The sequence below is a fragment of the Streptomyces sp. NPDC056061 genome (assembly GCF_042266885.1).
In the GTDB taxonomy this organism is placed as follows: Bacteria; Actinomycetota; Actinomycetes; order Streptomycetales; family Streptomycetaceae; genus Streptomyces.
Genome location: NZ_JBHJWQ010000005.1, coordinates 138,925 through 154,597, shown reverse-complemented (window position 1 = coordinate 154,597; position 15,673 = coordinate 138,925). Strand labels below are relative to the sequence as shown.

The following is a 15,673-nucleotide window of genomic DNA, read 5'->3' as shown; positions in this document are numbered from 1 at the left end:
GGACCGGGGGCGGTGGAACAGTCCGTCCAGTCTCCATTCAGCTGACAACGTTGTCCAGGCCCTATGCTCGACGGCACAGCCTCCGGCCCCGGTCCCCGACACCGCTCGTGGGCCGGCCGGACCACCCGCAAGCGATGACAGGACAGCGCACCGTGGCCGAGACCGCCCGTCCCTCCGAGCCCCGCTACGGCAACCGGCCGACCATGAAGGACGTCGCCGCCCGCGCCGGAGTCGGCCTCAAGACGGTCTCCCGCGTCGTGAACGGCGAGCCGGGGGTGACGCCCGACACCGAACGCCGGGTCCAGGAGGCCATCGAGGCGCTCGGCTTCCGGCGCAACGACAGTGCACGCGTGCTGCGCAAGGGGCGCACTGCCTCCATCGGCCTCGTCCTGGAGGATCTCGCCGACCCGTTCTACGGGCCGCTGAGCCGCGCGGTGGAGGAGGTGGCCCGGGCACACGGCGCGCTGCTGATCAACGGGTCGAGCGCGGAGGATCCGGACCGCGAGCAGGAGTTGGCGCTCGCGCTGTGCGCGCGGCGGGTGGACGGTCTGATCGTGATCCCGGCCGGTGACGACCACCGCTATCTGGAGCCGGAGATCAAGGCCGGCATCGCCACCGTCTTCGTCGACCGGCCGGCCGGTCGCATCGACGCGGACACGATCCTCTCCGACAGCTACGGCGGCGCCCGCGAGGGCGTCGCCCATCTCATCGCGCACGGCCACCGCCGGATCGGTTTCATCGGCGACCGGCCGCGCATCCACACCGCCACCGAACGGCTGCGCGGCTACCACGCGGCGATGGCGGACGCGGGGACGGCCGTCCACGATTCCTGGGTCTCGCTCGGCTCCACCGAACCCGGCCGGGTCCGCGCCGCCGTGGAACGGATGGTGTCCGGCCCCGAGCCGGTCACCGCGCTGTTCGCGGGCAACAACCGGGTGACGGTGACGGCGGTGCGGGTTCTCGCGGAGCAGGAACGACGCATCGCTCTGGTCGGCTTCGACGACATCGAACTCGCCGACCTGCTCGGCATCACCGTCGTCGCGCAGGACGCGGCCGCGGTCGGCCGCACCGCGGCCGAACACCTCTTCCGTCGCCTGGACGGCGCGGACCATCCCCCGGTGCGGGTGCAACTGCCCACCGCACTCGTCCCGCGCGGCTCGGGCGAACTGCCGCCCGCCTGATCGGGTGGGGCGCTCGGGCACGGCCGAGCCGTTCGTGCGGAACGTCCGTCGGGGACGGCGGTCCGCCGGCCCCGGCGCCGGTGTCCTCCGGCACTCGGATCGTGCACCGCGGGACCGCCCTCGTCGATGTGCGGTTGCGCGGTCGGGGTTCGCCGGACGGTGTCGCGGCGTGGGGTGCCGATGCCCGCGGTAGCCGGACCGACCTACCCGAACGGCCGTCCCCCACATGCGCGAACCTGCAGCCGGTGTGAGGGTGCAGGCGTGACCATCGCCAGCGAGACCTCCCCCGCCCCGCAGAGTGCCCCGGCACCGCCCGTGCTCGATCCCCGCCGCCGGAACATCGTCTTCGTGACGATCGTGCTGGGGCTCCTGCTGGCCGCCCTCGACCAGACGATCGTCGGCACCGCGCTGCCGACGATCGTCTCGGATCTCGGCGGCGCCGCCCACATGTCCTGGGTGGTCACCGCGTACCTGCTCGCCGAGACGGTCGCGACGGTCCTGGTCGGCAAGTTCGGCGACCTGTTCGGCCGGAAGATCGTCTTTCAGTTGTCGGCGGTCGTCTTCATCACCGGTTCGTTCCTCTGCGGGCTCGCGAGCGACATGACGCTGCTGATCGTCTGGCGCGGTGTCCAGGGCATCGGCGCGGGCGGGCTGATGGTCACGTCGATGGCGCTGATCGCCGATGTGATCCCGTTGCGCGAGCGTGGCAAGTACCAGGGGGCGCTGGGCGCGGTCTTCGGGGTGTCGACGGTGATCGGGCCGCTGCTCGGCGGCCTGTTCACCGACCACCTGAGCTGGCGCTGGGCCTTCTACGTCAATGTGCCGATCGCGATCGTGGTGGTCGTGGCCGCCGCCCGGACCATCCCGTCGGTGCGGAGCGCCGGGCGGCCGGTGATCGACTACGCGGGCATCGCCATGGTCACGGTCGGCGCGAGCGCGCTGATCCTGGCGACGAGCTGGGGCGGCAACCAGTACGCGTGGGGGTCGCCGGTCATCCTCGGGCTCTTCGCGGTCGGCGTCGTCGCGCTGGCCGGCTTCTGCCTCGTGGAGTTCCGGGCGCAAGAACCCATGCTGCCGATGCGGCTGTTCCGGAATCCGGTGTTCACCGTCTGCTCGGTACTGAGCTTCATCGTGGGCTTCGCGATGCTCGGCGCGATGACCTTCCTGCCCACGTACCTCCAGTACGTGGACGGGGACTCGGCGACGCTGTCGGGGGTGCGCACGCTGCCGATGGTCTTCGGTCTGCTCGTCTCCTCGATCTACAGCGGCAACGCTGTCTCCCGCACCGGCCGGTACCGGATCTTCCCGATCGTGGGCTCGCTGGTGATGGCGATCGGCCTGTACCTCCTCTCCCGAATGGGCCCGGACACCGGGGTGTGGCTGGAGTCCCTGTACATGCTCGTGCTGGGTGTCGGCATCGGGTTGTCCATGCAGGTGCTGACGATCGCGGTGCAGAACACCGTCGACTACGCGGACCTGGGGACCGCGACCTCGGGCGTGACGTTCTTCCGTACGCTCGGCAGTTCCTTCGGGACCGCGGTCTTCGGCACGATCTATGCCAACGCGCTCGAACCGAATCTGGCCGAGGGGGTCGCGGCGGCGACCCGCGCGGGCGGCGATCCGGCGGTGCTGTCGAAAGCGGCGCGGAGCCCCGCCGGTCTGCACGGTCTGCCCACCGCGCAGGCCGAGCCGCTGGTCCGGGCGTACGCCGACACGCTGCACACCGTGTTCCTGTGGACGGTGCCGGTCGCGGTCCTGGGCTTCGTCGTGGCGTTCTTCCTGAAACAGGTGAGGCTGCGGGACACGGCGCGGGTCGGCTCCACGGACATGGGCGAGGGCTTCGCACAGCCCTCCGCCGGCGACTCCGCGAAGGTGCTGGAATTCTCCGTGGCCAAGATCCTGCGCGGTGCGGGGCCGGACACCGCCCGGCGGATCGTGGCGGAGTCCGACACCCGGCTGGACATGGCGGGGGCGTGGGCGGTGATGCAGGTCGAACTGTTCACCCGGATGGTCGGCCATGCGGGCCTGGGCCTGATCGCCGCCCGGCACCGGCTCCCACCCGAGGTGCTGGTGCCGGTGTTCGACCGGATGATCGAGGAGGGCTTCCTCACCGGTGACGGCCACCTCTTCACGCACACGGCCGCCGGCAGCCGGGAGGCCGCGGCGATCGACGCGGCATGGGGGCGGTGGCTCAACGAACGGCTGGACGAGCACGGCGCCCGTCCGGACGACCGGCAGCTGCGGGCGGCGGTGGACGCGATCGCCAAACGGCTGCTGGCGGAGGACCTGGCGCAGGAGCTCTCCCCGGCGAGGACGCGGGTGGGGGCGGCCGTCTGAGGCCGCCCTTGGCGCCACGCACCCGCGTCCGCACCGCGGAGGAGTACGTGGAGACGCGTACCCCGGCCTTCGACGCGACGGTCGCAATGCTCCCGGCCAAAGTGCGCGAACGCCCGTCCCGGCACCGGACCGCCTCGGCGGACCGCACGGAGGCCGCACCGCGGCCGGGGACCCGCTGCGACGGCCCGGCTACCCGTTCGTCCCTCCCTGGAACTCCGCGGTCGCGTACACCCAGGCGCCGCCGGATCGCACGAAGCGGCTCTTCTCGTGGAGCGAGTCCGGTCGTCCGCCGACGGTGAAGTGCGCCCGGAAGGTGACGGTCCCCGCGGTGTGGAACGCGCTGCCGTCGGTCGTCTCCAGGATCTCCAGGCGCACCCACCGCGTCCCGGGTTCGAAGTCGACGGCGGGCGGCCGGGTGTCGGGGTGCCAGGTGCGGAGCAGATACGCCTCGTCCCGGACGGCGAACGCGGTGTAGCGGGACCGCATCAGCGCCTCGCAGGTGGGTGCGGGGGCTCCGGCGTGCAGACGACCGCAGCAGTCCGCGTAGCTTCCGGGCAGTCCGCACGGGCACGGCGACTCGCCGGTGATCGCAAAGGGCCGTCCCGCGGGCGCGGCGGACCGCCTCGGTCGTGTGGTGCGTCGTGACATGGCCCCATTGTCGCCTGCGGGCCGGGCGGACCGACGGTCAGGGTTTGCGCGCCACCCCGGCGTAGCCCGGGATCGGCCGGTCGCCGAGGACGTCGACGGCCTCGCCGAGTTCCGGGCGCCAGTCGGCGGAGAGCGAGACGCCCGGTTCGACGAGTTCGAGTCCGTGGAAGAAGGCGCTGAATTCGGCGTGCGAACGCAGTCTCAGCGTCATCCCGCGGGCCCGGTACAGGGCGGATGCCTTCTCCGCCCCCTCGGGGTCGAAGTCCCCGGTGGTCTGGGAGAGCACCAGGTAGCTGCCGGAGGGCAGCCGATCGACCAGGCGGTCCACGAGTTCGGCCGCACCGTCCGCGTCGTCCAGGAAGTGCAGCAGTGCCAGCAGCGAGAGCGCGATCGGTCGGCCGAAGTCGAGGACCCGGCTCGCCTCCTCGATGATGACGTCCGGCCTGCGCGCGTCGGCCTGGATGTACTCGGTGGCGCCCTCGGGTGTGGAACGCAGCAGGGCCGCGGCGTGCGCGAGGACGATCGGATCGTTGTCGCAGTAGACGACGCGGGCGTCCGGGGCGGTCCGCTGGGCGATCTGGTGGAGGTTGGGCTCGGTGGGTATGCCGGTGCCGATGTCGAGGAACTGGCGGATGCCGTGTCCGGCCAGCCAGCGGGTGGCCCGGTGCATGAAGGCCCGGTTGACCCGGGCCATGTCACGGCCTCGGGCATCGACGGTCAACAGTTGCCGGGCCATCTGCTCGTCGACCGGGTAGTTGTCCTTGCCGCCGAGAAACCAGTCGTACATGCGTGCCGGATGGGGCCTGCTGGTGTCGATCTCGATGGCTCGGGGGTCGTGCCCGGTCATAGCGCGCTCCATGGGTCCATTGGTCGACGAACAACAGAAGTGTGGGCGGAATCGGTCTCCGATGCTGCGGGTCGAGGGAAACACGTCATCGGCAAGGAGGGAAGGGCCGCCGGTTCGGCGGAGGAACGGGCGTGCGGCTACGGACCGGAAAACGGCCGACTCGGCGAAGGGGCTGCAGGTTCGCACGCGTCGGCCGTCCGTCGGATCGGATCAGGTGAGCAGGAAGTCCGCCTGTCCCGACTTGGCCCCCTGGATGAAGGCGGCGATCTCGCGCGGTGAGTAGATCAGGGCCGGGCCGTCGGGATCGGCGGACTGGCGCACGGCGATCCTGCCGTCGGAGAGCTTCATCGCTTCCACACAGTTGCCTCCGTTCCCACCGCTCCACGGCTTGTGCCAGCCCTCGGTGCCGAGTTCGGCAGCCGGCATGCCGTTGTATATGGGATCCATCACAGCTCCTTGCGGAAATCCCGGAGGATTTCCTTCGTGCGTTGTGCAGTCGCGGCCTGGGCCGCCATGCGGTCCATGACTTCGAGGTAGGAGGCCACCTCGGGGCGCGCGTCGAAGTAGACGGCGCCGGTCAGGTACTCGCTGTAGACCATGTCGGGGAGTTCGGGGACTCCGAAGCGGAAGAGGACGAAGGGGCCGTAGGTGCCCGGGTGGTGACCGGTCGAGAACTCCGCGATCTGCAGCGTCACGTTCGGCATCTCGGTCGCTTCGAGCAGCCGGTCGATCTGTCCGCGCATGGCTTCGACGCTGCCGACGGGCCGGCGCAGCACCGTCTCGTCCATCACCACCCACAGCTTCGGGGCGTCCGGCCCGTCGAGCAGGGACTGGCGCCGCATCCGCAGCGCGACATGACGCTCGATGTCCTCGGGTCTGGTCTGGCCGACGGCTCCGGTGCGCATCACCGAGCGTGCGTAGTCCTCGGTCTGGAGCAGGCCGGGGACGAAGTGCGGCTCGTACATGCGCAGGAGGCTCGCGGCCCCCTCCAGGCTGACGTACATGCTGAACCAGTCGGGCAGCACATCGTGGTAGCGCTGCCACCAGCCTGGCTTGTTGGCTTCCTCGGCGAGTTCCACGAAGGCGTCCACCTCGCCGTCCGGAACGCCGTACGCCTTCAGCAGCATCTGGACGTAGGGGATTTTCAGCGCGACTTCGGCAGTCTCCATCCTGCGTACCGTCGCGGGTGCGACCCGCAGCACCTTGGCAGCCTGGTCACGGCTCAGGCCGACACGCTCCCGCAGATCCTGCAGGCGCTTGCCGAGAACGACCTGACCCACGGTCGGGGCGGACCGCGGTTCGCTCACTTCAGACCTCCCCATGCACTGTTTGGCAGCAGTGTGCCACGTGCGGGCCACCCAGAACACAGTCACTCTGAAATTTTCAGAGTGCCCCTTGCCAAGTGTTCCGGACAGGGGGAAAGTTGGTGAGCGAACCAATTCACGTAGTCACGACCGTGCTCATTCGCGTGAGATCGCGGAGTGTGACGCAGCCCCCACTGTGAGGAATGGTTGTGGCACCTGGCAGTGCGCTCATCCCCCGGCTCATGGACCTCAGCCCCGGGACGGAAGCGCTCCGGTACTGCTTCGCGCTGCCGGCACACCCCGAGTCCGTGGCCGGCGCGCGGCGGCTGACCCGGTCCCGGCTCGACGAGTGGCGGTTGGACGAGGACACGCACGAGGCAGCGGTTCTGATCGTCTCCGAGCTGGTCACCAACGCGATGGTGCACACCGGGAGCGCCCGAGTCCTGTGCGAACTGCGATGTCTCGACAGAAGACTGCGCATAGCCGTCCAGGACCAGGGCCACCAGCCCGGCGGGCCGCGGCTGTGCCGCACCGCCGACGACGAGCACGGCCGGGGCCTGTTCCTGGTCGACGCCATGAGCAGCTCCTGGGGCTCCCGCTACGCCGGGTTCGGTTCGGGCCGCATCGTCTGGGCCGAGCTGTCGCACGGCTCGGAGCTGCCGTGCTGAGGAACGCCGTGTCCCACCTGCTCGCCGCACGCCGCTCCCGCGCGTCCGATCACCCGACCGCGACGATGCCGTTGCCGCTGCCTCCCGCCCTGTCGGCGCCCCTGGGATGCGATGCGGTGGGCGTGCCCGCCGAGTACGGCTTCCGTCTGATGTCCCACCTGCCGCGCACCGGTTGCGTCTTCGCCGACGACGACCGATGGTGGTGGATCGTCCCCGCGGGTTCCGACCTGGACCTGGACTGGCCGTCGCAGGTCGCCTACGCGAGAGGGGCGCGGATTCCGGCGGGCCGACCGAGGATGATCCACCACCCCGACAGCCGGACGCCGTACACCCCGCCCATCCCCCTCTTCCTGATGGTCTGCCAGGTCACCGGAGTGACGCCGTCGTGGGCACCGTCCGGTGGCGCACACACGGTCACCGCCCCCTGAACCGGCCGGTCCCCGCGCCCGGCGTCGAACGCCGGTGAATGCCCCGCGCCCGGGTCGACCTGCGGGTTCCTTGCGCGGTGATCCCGGACGGGCCGCCGACGGGCGACGGGCCGCCGGCGGGCGGGGCGGGGCTCGACGCCCGGCTGGAGGCACAGCCGCATCTCCTGGTCGCGGGCGAACTCCGTTCCTCCGGACCGGAACTCCCGGACGGGCCGCCGCGTTCCCGAGCACTGACCCCGCGGCCGGGCGTCAGGGGCGGTCGAGGTAGCAAAGACCGGGGTGGACCTTCAGGTAGCCGTCGAGGAGGCGTTCGGCGACCGTCACGGAGTCGACGAGCGGGTGGAGCGCGAACGCCTTCACGGCGGCTGCCCGGGAACCGGTCTCCGCCGCGTCCAGCACCGCGCGCTCCACCGCCTTGACCGCGGTGACGAGGCCGACCGCGTGGTAGGGCAGCGGGTCGACCGCGACGGGGTGGGCTCCGGAGGCGTCGACCAGGCAGGGCACCTCGATGACGGCGTCCGCGTCGAGCACGGGAAGTGTCGTGCGGTTGCGGACGTTGAGGATGAGCGAGGTCCGTTCGTTGCGGGCGACGGCGCGCATGAGGGCGAGGGCGACCTTCTCGTATCCGCCGGAGTCCAGGTCGCTCTCGTCGCGCTCGCCGACACCGGCGACGTCCCGGTTCTCCGCCATGTAGGTGGCCTCGCGTTCGGCCCGGGTGCTGTCCCAGGTCGCCAGGGCAGGGGTGTCCGGGTCCTTCGTCCGGGCGTAGAAGCTCTCCTGCTGTTCACGCAGAAAGGCGCCCCGGGTCTGCTCGGCCTCCCGGTAGGCGCGTACGGCCTCCCGGTTGAAGTAGTAGTAGTGCAGGTACTCGTTGGGGACGGCGCCCAGCGATCGGATCCAGTCGGCGCCGAAGAGCCTGCCCTCCTCGAAGGAACCGATGAGTTCCGGATCCGCCAGCAGCCTCGGCAGTTCGTCGCGGCCGTCGACTCGCAGTCCGCGGACCCAGCCCAGGTGGTTGAGGCCGACGTAGTCGACCCAGGCGCGGTCGGGATCGGCGCCGAGTACCCGCGCGATGCGACGCCCGAGACCCACCGGGGAGTCGCAGATGCCGATCACGCGGTCGCCCAGATGGCGGGCCATGGCCTCGGTGACCAGACCGGCCGGGTTGGTGAAGTTGATGACCCACGCGGTCGGGGCGAGCCGTGCGATGCGCCGCGCCAGCTCGACGGCGACGGGCACGGTGCGCAGCCCGTACGCGATGCCCCCGGCGCCGACCGTCTCCTGGCCGAGCACTCCTTCGTCGAGCGCGACGCGTTCGTCGGCGGCCCGTCCCTCCAGTCCACCGACCCGGATCGCCGAGAAGACGAAGTCGGCGCCCCGGAGGGCCTCGTCGAGTGCGGTGGTGGCGGTGACCACGGGTGCGTCGGGTACGTTCGCGGCCTGCTCGGCCAGGACGCGGGCCACCGCAGTGAGCCGGTCGGCGTCGGTGTCGTGGAGGGTGACCGCCGAGACGCGGCCCTCGGCGCGATCGGCGAGCAGTGCCCCGTAGACGAGTGGAACCCGGAATCCGCCGCCGCCCAGAATTGTCAGCTTCACGCTTCCGCATGGTACGGCGGTGGGGCGGGACAGGGGCCGAGCGACTCCGACCCCTCCGCCTTCCGCGGCGACCGGCCCGGTGATCACGGCCTTGCGGTCCACGATCACCGGGCCGGTGCACGGGCCGGTCCTTCCCCGTCGGGCGGGCACGGACCGGGCGCGCTGCCGCCGGGCGGGGCACGGTCAGCCGCCGGTCCACCAGCGGGAGACGGTCCGCCACATCCGCGTCGGGGCGGACTCGCCGCGCTGGTGCGGAATCCGGCCGGTGGCGGTCGGTTCGGTGCCCGCGGCCCCGGAGTCGTCGACGTCCGTCGTCGTGGTCGACGCGTCCGCGCCATCGGTGGCGGCGGGGGACGGCGCGAGGGCCGGGACCGGAGTCGCGTGGTGTCCCGACTCGGGACCGGCGTTCCGGGCGGCCGACAGCACCTCCCAGTCCTGGCGTTGCGGGTTCGGCCGCCCCATGGACGGCGGTTCCTTGTCGTCCTGCGGCGGACGTGCCGCGAAGTCCGCCGGGAGTTCCATGAGGTGCCGGCCCATGATGTTGCCGACCCACTGCAGTTCGCTGTCGTCGACGGCGAGTTCGAGGTCGGGCAGCCGCATCAGCAGCGCGTCGACGCCGACATCGGCGATGGCGCGCCCGATGTCCTGTCCGGGGCATTCGTGCGGACCGCCGCTGAACGCGAGGTGAGCGCGGTTGCCCACCATGTCGGTCGTGCGGTCGGGGCGCACCACCGGGTCGGAGTTGGCCGGTGCGATGCCCACGATCAGGGCGTCGCCCTCGCGGATCTGCTTGCCGCCCAGTTCGGTGTCGCCGACCGCCCAGCGGCCGAAGACGGCGGTGAACGGCGGCTCGTCCCAGAGGGTCTGCTCGACCGCCTCGGGCACTGTCATGTGACCGCCGCTGAGCCTGGCGCGGAAGCGGGGGTCGGTGAGGACCATGCGCAGCACGTTGGCGATCAGGTTGGCGGTCGCCTCGTAGGAGGCGATCAGGATCAGCCGCAGATGCTCGCTGACCTCCTGGTCGTTCATCCCCGCGGGGTGCTGGACGAGCCAGCTGGCGAAGTCGTCCGCGGGTTCGCGCCGACGTCGCTTGACGAGCCGGCTCAGCGCGTCCAGGACGTAGGCGTTGCTCGCGACGGCGGTGGCCGTGCCCCGGGTCATGTCGCGGGCGGCCTGGACCATCCGGTCGTTGTACTCCTCGGGCATGCCGAGGATCGCGCACATCACCATCATCGGCAGCCGTTCGGCGAACTGGCTGACCAGGTCGACGTGGCCTTCCTGGCAGAAGTCGTTGACGAGCCGGTTGCTGTACCGGTTGATGTGGCGACGCACCCCGCGGGTGTCGATGCGGCCCATGCTGTCGGTGACCGCACCGCGCTGGCGTTCGTGGGTGGCGCCGTCGGCGAACACGCAGATCGGCTGCCAGGTGAAGATCGGGGCCAACGGGTGGTCCGAGGCGACGCTGCCGTCCTGCAGGGCCCGCCACCGCCGCGAGTCGCGGGAGAACTGCGAGGGCGTGCGGGTCACATGCAGGTTCTCGCTGTGCCCGAGGACCAGCCAGGCGGGGACGTCCCCGTGCAGGAGAACGGGTGCCACGGTGCCGTGCTCGGCACGCAGCTTGTCGTACAGCCCGTGCGGGTCCCGCTCGGCCTCCGGGCCGTAGATCCGGCGGATTCCGCCGGGGCCGACGCCGAGGCCGTGGGCCGGGCACCCGGGGGGCGGAACCGGCCCTCGGGCCGCTCCGGACTCGTAGGGGAAGGGGGTTGTCACGATCGCTCCAGGGATCAGGATTCCAAGGACCAGGCTGGGCGCCTGCCGGGTGGCATTCGGTCGGGGGCGGACACGGGCACGGTGCGTGCGATTCCAAGGCGCCGGGACGGCCCAGCAGCAGGGCAGCTCGGCCATTTCGGCAACGCCGGAAGCGTGCGTGCCGGGGCGTGTCCGCCCGATCGGACGTCACCCGACAGGCTCCGGGGGACGCGCGGGGGCGCACTGCGGTCAGGCGCGCGGCAGGGCCAGACTGTGCAGGTAGCGCATCAGGGTCATCAGCACGTCGCGGCTGGAGCCGCGCAGCCGGGCGTCGCAGTCGATCATCGGGACCTCCTCCGGGAGGTCCAGCGCGCTGCGCAGCGCCTCGACGGGGTGTTTCGGGGCGTCGGGGAAGGTGTTGACGGCGACGACGAACGGCACGCCGCGCTCCTCCAGCCGGCCGATGACGTCGAAGCTGACTTCGAGTCGACGGGTGTCGATGAGGACCACCGCGCCGAGGGCGCCTTCGAACAGGCCGTTCCACAGGAACCAGAACCTCTCCTGGCCCGGGGTGCCGAACAGATAGAGGATCAGCTCCTCGCTGATGGAGATCCTGCCGAAGTCCATGGCGACGGTGGTGGCGGTCTTGTTCTCCACGCCGTAGTTGTCGTCCACACCGACGCCGGCCTGCGTCATGGTCTCTTCGGTGGTCAACGGCCGGATCTCGCTGACGGATCCGACCATGGTGGTCTTGCCGACCCCGAACCCGCCGACGATCACGACCTTCACCGCGGCGGTGGCCGTGGTGGGCAGGACGTCCTCGCTCCGGGGACCGCTAATCGTGTCAGAGCTTCTGAAGTCCATGCATCACCGCTTCGAGGAGGGACCTGTCCGGGAGGGTGGCGCGCACGATGGGCGCGCGCGATTCGATGAGGTCGGCCGCGAGGAGTTCGGTCAGGAGCGACGTCACCGCGCTGAACGGCAGACTCAGGTACGCCGAGATCTCGGCGACGGATAACGGTGCCTGGCAGAGCCTCAGGATCACGGCCTGTTCCGGCTGGACCGTCGGTGTCGGCTGCGCCTTCGCCACGACCATCGTCACGAGGTCGAGTGCGGCCCGCTCGCCGCCGTCGAGGTCGCCGGTGAGCACGTACAGCCGTTCCGGATCGCTCAGTGCGGGATCGGCAGTTCTCCGTTCTCGTCGGGGCGAGTTCATCCGCCCTGCCCGTCATGGCGCGGAGGACTCGTCAGATGGGCGCCGATCCTGACGACCATGTCGCGCATGCGTGCCCCGACGAGGCCGGCGTCGACGGTCTCACCGGCCAGCACCGCGAGGTACGCGCCGGTCCCGGCGGCCATCAGGTAGAAGAAGCCCCCGGTGACCTCGATGACCACCAGGCGCATGATGCCGTCGCTGTAGGGGATCTCGGTGGCGACGGCGGCGGCCAGGCTCTGCAGTCCGGCGCAGGCCGCCGCGAGACGGTCGGCGACGTCGGGGTCGCCGCCGTGCCGGGCGATGCGCAGGCCGTCGGCGGAGAGCACCACGATCTGGTGAATGTCCGGTACGTCGTCGGCCAGTTCCTTGAGCATCCAGTCCATGTTTCCCCGCTGCTGGATCACTTGAGGTCTCCCTTGTCCCAGGCGTCGTCAGAGTCTTCGTCGGTCGTCGGCTCCTGCGGCACGCCGTTGACGGCGTTGGTGAAGGCCTCCAGCCAGAGCCCGGGGGGCTGCTGGCCGCCCTTTCCACCGTCGTTGCCCTGGCCGTGACCATTGACCTGGCCGTTCACGTGGCCGTTGCGCGGTGCCGGAGCGGGGTCGACGGGCTGTGCGGGGAGGTTGTGCGAGCCGAGCGGCGCGCGGCCCCGGCTGCGGCGCTGCGGGAGGCCCCCGGCGGTCCACTCGGTCACCACGGGGACGTCGTCCTCCATGGCTGCCGCGGGGGCGATCGGGCGGGTGACGGACGCGACGGGCCCGGTGGCGGGGCGCTGGGCGACGGGGCGGGGCTTGCGCCGGGCCGGCACGACGTGCTTCATGGCCTCGTGGTCGATGTCGCTGGTGGGCCGCGACGTGGCACCGATGCCGTGGGCGATCCCGGGGGCCGGTCCGGTGGTGATCATGGCGCGGGGCACGATGAGCACGGCCCGGACCCCGCCGTAGGCCGACTGCCGCAGCGAGACCTGAAGGTCGTACATCCGAGAGATCCGCCCGACGACGGCCATGCCGAGACGCGGGGATTCGCCGAGGTCGTTCATGTTGGAGCCGGCCTGCGCCCTGGCGAGCATGTTCTCGGCCCGCGCGCGGGCCTCCTCGCTGAGCGAGACGCCGCCGTCCTCGATCTCGATGGCAATGCCGGTCTGTACCTCGACGGCGGTGACGTGGACCCGGGTCTGCGGCGGTGAGTACCGGGTGGCGTTGTCGAGGAGTTCGGCGCAGGCGTGGATGAGCGGTTCGACGGCGGTGCCGATGATGGCGACCTTGGCGATCGAGTGCAGATCGACCCGCGGGTACTCCAGGATCCGGGACATGGCGCCGCGCAGCACGCTGAACAGCGGTACCGGCTTGGGCCATTGACGGCTGGGACGGGCGCCGCCGAGTACCGCGATGGAGTCGGCGAGACGGCCGATCAGCGCGGTGCCGTGGTCGATGCGGAGCAGGTCGTCGAAGACGTCGGGGTTGCGCCCGTGATGCTCCTCCATCTCGCGCAGTTCGCTCGCCTGGCGGTGGACGATCGCCTGGACCCGGCGGGCGACGTTGACGAAGGCGCGTTGCGCGGAGTCACGCATCGCCTCCTCGTTGTCGATGATGTTCAGGACCTTGTAGACGAGGGCGCGCTGGGCGTCGGGCAGATCCCGGTAGCGCTCGTCCGCGTCGACGACGTCCCGGAGCACCTCCTCGGGCGAATTGCCCACGCGCAGCCGGTGGATGGCCGCGGGCAGCAGCTCCTTGCTGATGCGCACGGTCTCGTCGTCGTGGGTGGCGATGCGCCGCTCCAGGTCGGCGAAGCGCCGCTCGTACACCGCCCGCTGACCACGCAGATCGCGTGCCCGGCGGGCGAGTTGAAGGGCGAGTGCGGCGATCACGACGGTGGCGAGCGCACCGCACCAGATGACTGGTATGCGCGCGGGCTCGGAGATCAGCGCCGCTGCGGTGGCGGTCGCGCCCCCGGTCAGGAGCACGGGCAGCAACATGGCGCGAACGACGGGGGCTTCCCGTTCGGTCGGCGGTGATTCAACACGAACCATCTAGGACCTCTGACGGTTGATTCGGGAGGTATACGCGCTTACAGGACACTTGAGAACAAGCACTCGAATTCATCTCAACTCGACTGCGCTGCGCGTGAGCTTAGTCAGATCGAATCAGCGCCTCGGCACATTCACCCAACCCCCTGCGCGAGCGCCCGAGCAGTAATACACTCACGAGTTTTTGCACGCAGCGCCTCCGTGCGTGCACGAGGAGTGACGAAGGCGTGAATTCGCCCTGTTCTCACGGCACGTGTTCCACTCAGCGGAACAGTGACGCGGCCCACGAATGCGGAATCCTGCCGCGCATGACCGCGATCGAGGCATCCCGCATACCGATGACGGGCACGCCCGCCCCTGCGGGGTCACTCACGTCCCACCCTGAGGGACGAGCGCACATGTGATCGAAGTGGACCGAAGATGCGCATTCTTGACTGAAGGGCGGAGTCCGACACCGTTCGCCGTACTGTGACGGGACGTACCGCCACGGAGGTTCACCGGGCTGTCACCGTACGGCCGCCCGGGACGTCGCCTCCGCGCCCGGGCCCGGCACCGGTGCATCGAGGGGCGTGGAGAGGTGACGGACGCCGAACTTCACCCCGATGGACCAGCCGGGACCGGCCCCGGAGGCCGTCGTGTCCGGGGACGCACGGCTTCCGGCGGCCCCCGCGTCGTCCACGCCCGGATCCGGATCAGGGACCGGCTTCGGGGACGTCGCGGAAGGCGGTCGTGCGCCGGTCCGGCGCGCCGTCGAGGAGCCCGGACCATGGGCGGCGCGCCCGGAGTTCGCGGGGCGCGCCGGAAGACGAGCCGAACAGAACGGACAGGTCATGAGGTCGACGCGGGGCTACACCATCGAATCGCTGGACACCGGGCTCCGGTTGATACAGCTGCTCCTCACCCACGACAGACTGACCGTCTCGGAGGCGGCCTCATTGCTCTCCGTCGGCCGCTCGACGGCCCACCGCGTCCTCAGCACCCTGGTGGGGCGCGGGTTCGCGGCCAGGGACTCCGCCGGGCCCGGCTACTCGGCCGGCCCCGAACTCGTGCGGCTCGGGCTCCCGGCCGGTTTCGGCGCCGCCGCCCGGCGACGGCTGGGTGCGGTACTGGACGACGCGGCCCGGCGCACCGGCGAGACGGTGCAGAGCGCGGCGCTCATCGGGGACCGCCTCATCGTCACGGACGGCCGCGAGTCGTCGCACCCGGTGCGGGTGATGCTGGCACCGGGGCGCACCTACCCGGCCCACGCCACCTCGGGGGGCAAGCTGTTGCTCTCGTCGATGACGAAGGAGCAGGTGTGTGCGCTGTACCCGTACGAGGAACTGTCGGCGCTCACACCGGCGACGCTCACCACCCGGTCCGCGCTGTTCGCGGAACTCGACCGCGTCCGCGTGTGCGGGTACGCCGTCAGCCACGGGGAATCGATCCCGGGCCTTCACACGGTCGCCGTCGCGCTGGCCGGCCCGAGTCGCCGGGACCGGATGGCACTGGTGGCGTCGACGCCCGCCGACCGCGGCGACGACGGGGCGCTGGTGCACCGCGCCGAGGAACTGCGCCGGTCCGCCGCCCTGTTGGAGGCGTCCTGACGGCACCCGTTCCGGGCGGGCGCCGCCGCCCACTCGTCCCACGGCCCGGTGCCGTGGGCGCCGACGAGGGCGATGCGGGCCGGGACGTCG

The 15,673-nt window shown here is 71.1% G+C and carries 15 protein-coding genes; 5 read left to right on the top strand and 10 right to left on the bottom strand.

Features of this window, described 5'->3' with window-relative positions; translation table 11 throughout:
• Positions 1-134: 134 nt before the first annotated feature.
• Positions 135-1,181, top strand: a complete 1,047-nt coding sequence (locus ACFC79_RS10655) for a LacI family DNA-binding transcriptional regulator (protein ID WP_376237852.1) — start codon at positions 135-137, stop codon at positions 1,179-1,181.
• A gap of 261 nt (positions 1,182-1,442) precedes the next feature.
• Positions 1,443-3,518 carry an MDR family MFS transporter gene (locus tag ACFC79_RS10650; protein ID WP_376237850.1) on the top strand — a complete coding sequence of 692 codons (2,076 nt, stop codon included), beginning with the start codon at positions 1,443-1,445 and terminating at the stop codon, positions 3,516-3,518.
• A gap of 189 nt (positions 3,519-3,707) precedes the next feature.
• Here ACFC79_RS10650 and ACFC79_RS10645 read toward each other — a convergent pair whose 3' ends face one another.
• From ACFC79_RS10645 to ACFC79_RS10630, 4 genes are all read right to left on the bottom strand, one after another.
• Complete coding sequence (locus ACFC79_RS10645; protein WP_376237848.1) at positions 3,708-4,166, bottom strand: YchJ family protein; 459 nt, start codon at positions 4,164-4,166, stop codon at positions 3,708-3,710.
• Between the two features lie 37 nt (positions 4,167-4,203).
• Positions 4,204-5,013: an SAM-dependent methyltransferase gene (locus tag ACFC79_RS10640; RefSeq protein WP_376237845.1), complete on the bottom strand. Its 810-nt coding sequence runs from the start codon at positions 5,011-5,013 to the stop codon at positions 4,204-4,206.
• A gap of 210 nt (positions 5,014-5,223) precedes the next feature.
• Positions 5,224-5,460, bottom strand: a complete 237-nt coding sequence (locus tag ACFC79_RS10635; RefSeq protein WP_376237843.1) for a DUF397 domain-containing protein — start codon at positions 5,458-5,460, stop codon at positions 5,224-5,226.
• Entirely contained in the window at positions 5,460-6,320 is an 861-nt protein-coding gene (locus ACFC79_RS10630; protein WP_376237841.1) for a helix-turn-helix domain-containing protein, read from the bottom strand. The genes ACFC79_RS10635 and ACFC79_RS10630 overlap by 1 nt, the downstream gene beginning before the upstream one ends.
• A gap of 206 nt (positions 6,321-6,526) precedes the next feature.
• On the opposite strand from ACFC79_RS10630, the gene ACFC79_RS10625 reads away from it, so the two are divergent.
• Both ACFC79_RS10625 and ACFC79_RS10620 read left to right on the top strand, forming a co-directional pair.
• The gene (locus ACFC79_RS10625) at positions 6,527-6,985 is read left to right on the top strand and encodes an ATP-binding protein (protein WP_376237838.1); all 459 of its coding nucleotides are present in this window, start codon (positions 6,527-6,529) and stop codon (positions 6,983-6,985) included.
• Positions 6,979-7,413, top strand: a complete 435-nt coding sequence (locus ACFC79_RS10620; protein ID WP_376237836.1) for a hypothetical protein — start codon at positions 6,979-6,981, stop codon at positions 7,411-7,413. The genes ACFC79_RS10625 and ACFC79_RS10620 overlap by 7 nt, the downstream gene beginning before the upstream one ends.
• Positions 7,414-7,662: 249 nt before the next feature.
• Here the strand turns inward: ACFC79_RS10620 and ACFC79_RS10615 are convergent, their stop codons facing one another.
• From ACFC79_RS10615 to ACFC79_RS10590, 6 genes are all read right to left on the bottom strand, one after another.
• Positions 7,663-9,009 carry a 6-phospho-beta-glucosidase gene (locus tag ACFC79_RS10615; protein ID WP_376237834.1) on the bottom strand — a complete coding sequence of 449 codons (1,347 nt, stop codon included), beginning with the start codon at positions 9,007-9,009 and terminating at the stop codon, positions 7,663-7,665.
• A gap of 183 nt (positions 9,010-9,192) precedes the next feature.
• Positions 9,193-10,779 carry a cytochrome P450 gene (locus ACFC79_RS10610; protein ID WP_376237832.1) on the bottom strand — a complete coding sequence of 529 codons (1,587 nt, stop codon included), beginning with the start codon at positions 10,777-10,779 and terminating at the stop codon, positions 9,193-9,195.
• A 228-nt stretch (positions 10,780-11,007) separates the two neighbouring features.
• Positions 11,008-11,622 carry an ATP/GTP-binding protein gene (locus ACFC79_RS10605; protein WP_376237829.1) on the bottom strand — a complete coding sequence of 205 codons (615 nt, stop codon included), beginning with the start codon at positions 11,620-11,622 and terminating at the stop codon, positions 11,008-11,010.
• A complete protein-coding gene (locus ACFC79_RS10600; RefSeq protein WP_376237827.1) occupies positions 11,603-11,974 on the bottom strand; it encodes a DUF742 domain-containing protein in 372 nt (123 codons plus the stop codon). The genes ACFC79_RS10605 and ACFC79_RS10600 overlap by 20 nt, the downstream gene beginning before the upstream one ends.
• Positions 11,971-12,378 (bottom strand): roadblock/LC7 domain-containing protein, encoded by a 408-nt coding sequence (locus tag ACFC79_RS10595; protein ID WP_376237824.1) that lies wholly within the window; start codon positions 12,376-12,378, stop codon positions 11,971-11,973. The genes ACFC79_RS10600 and ACFC79_RS10595 overlap by 4 nt, the downstream gene beginning before the upstream one ends.
• Positions 12,375-14,000, bottom strand: a complete 1,626-nt coding sequence (locus ACFC79_RS10590) for a sensor histidine kinase (RefSeq protein WP_376237823.1) — start codon at positions 13,998-14,000, stop codon at positions 12,375-12,377. Before ACFC79_RS10590 ends, ACFC79_RS10595 begins: the two co-directional genes overlap by 4 nt.
• A gap of 827 nt (positions 14,001-14,827) precedes the next feature.
• Here ACFC79_RS10590 and ACFC79_RS10585 point away from each other — a divergent pair.
• Positions 14,828-15,583, top strand: coding sequence for an IclR family transcriptional regulator (locus tag ACFC79_RS10585; protein ID WP_376237821.1), 756 nt, complete (start codon positions 14,828-14,830; stop codon positions 15,581-15,583).
• The last annotated feature ends 90 nt before the right edge of the window (positions 15,584-15,673 follow it).

Excerpts from the sequence above, each read along its gene's own strand:
- ACFC79_RS10635 (WP_376237843.1), bottom strand. The coding sequence starts at position 5,460 with ATGGATCCCATATACAACGGCATGCCGGCTGCCGAACTCGGCACCGAG.
- ACFC79_RS10585 (WP_376237821.1), top strand. The coding sequence starts at position 14,828 with ATGAGGTCGACGCGGGGCTACACCATCGAATCGCTGGACACCGGGCTC.
- ACFC79_RS10655 (WP_376237852.1), top strand. The coding sequence starts at position 135 with ATGACAGGACAGCGCACCGTGGCCGAGACCGCCCGTCCCTCCGAGCCC.
- ACFC79_RS10600 (WP_376237827.1), bottom strand. The coding sequence starts at position 11,974 with ATGAACTCGCCCCGACGAGAACGGAGAACTGCCGATCCCGCACTGAGC.
- ACFC79_RS10640 (WP_376237845.1), bottom strand. The coding sequence starts at position 5,013 with ATGACCGGGCACGACCCCCGAGCCATCGAGATCGACACCAGCAGGCCC.
- ACFC79_RS10645 (WP_376237848.1), bottom strand. The coding sequence starts at position 4,166 with ATGTCACGACGCACCACACGACCGAGGCGGTCCGCCGCGCCCGCGGGA.
- ACFC79_RS10590 (WP_376237823.1), bottom strand. The coding sequence starts at position 14,000 with ATGGTTCGTGTTGAATCACCGCCGACCGAACGGGAAGCCCCCGTCGTT.
- ACFC79_RS10605 (WP_376237829.1), bottom strand. The coding sequence starts at position 11,622 with ATGGACTTCAGAAGCTCTGACACGATTAGCGGTCCCCGGAGCGAGGAC.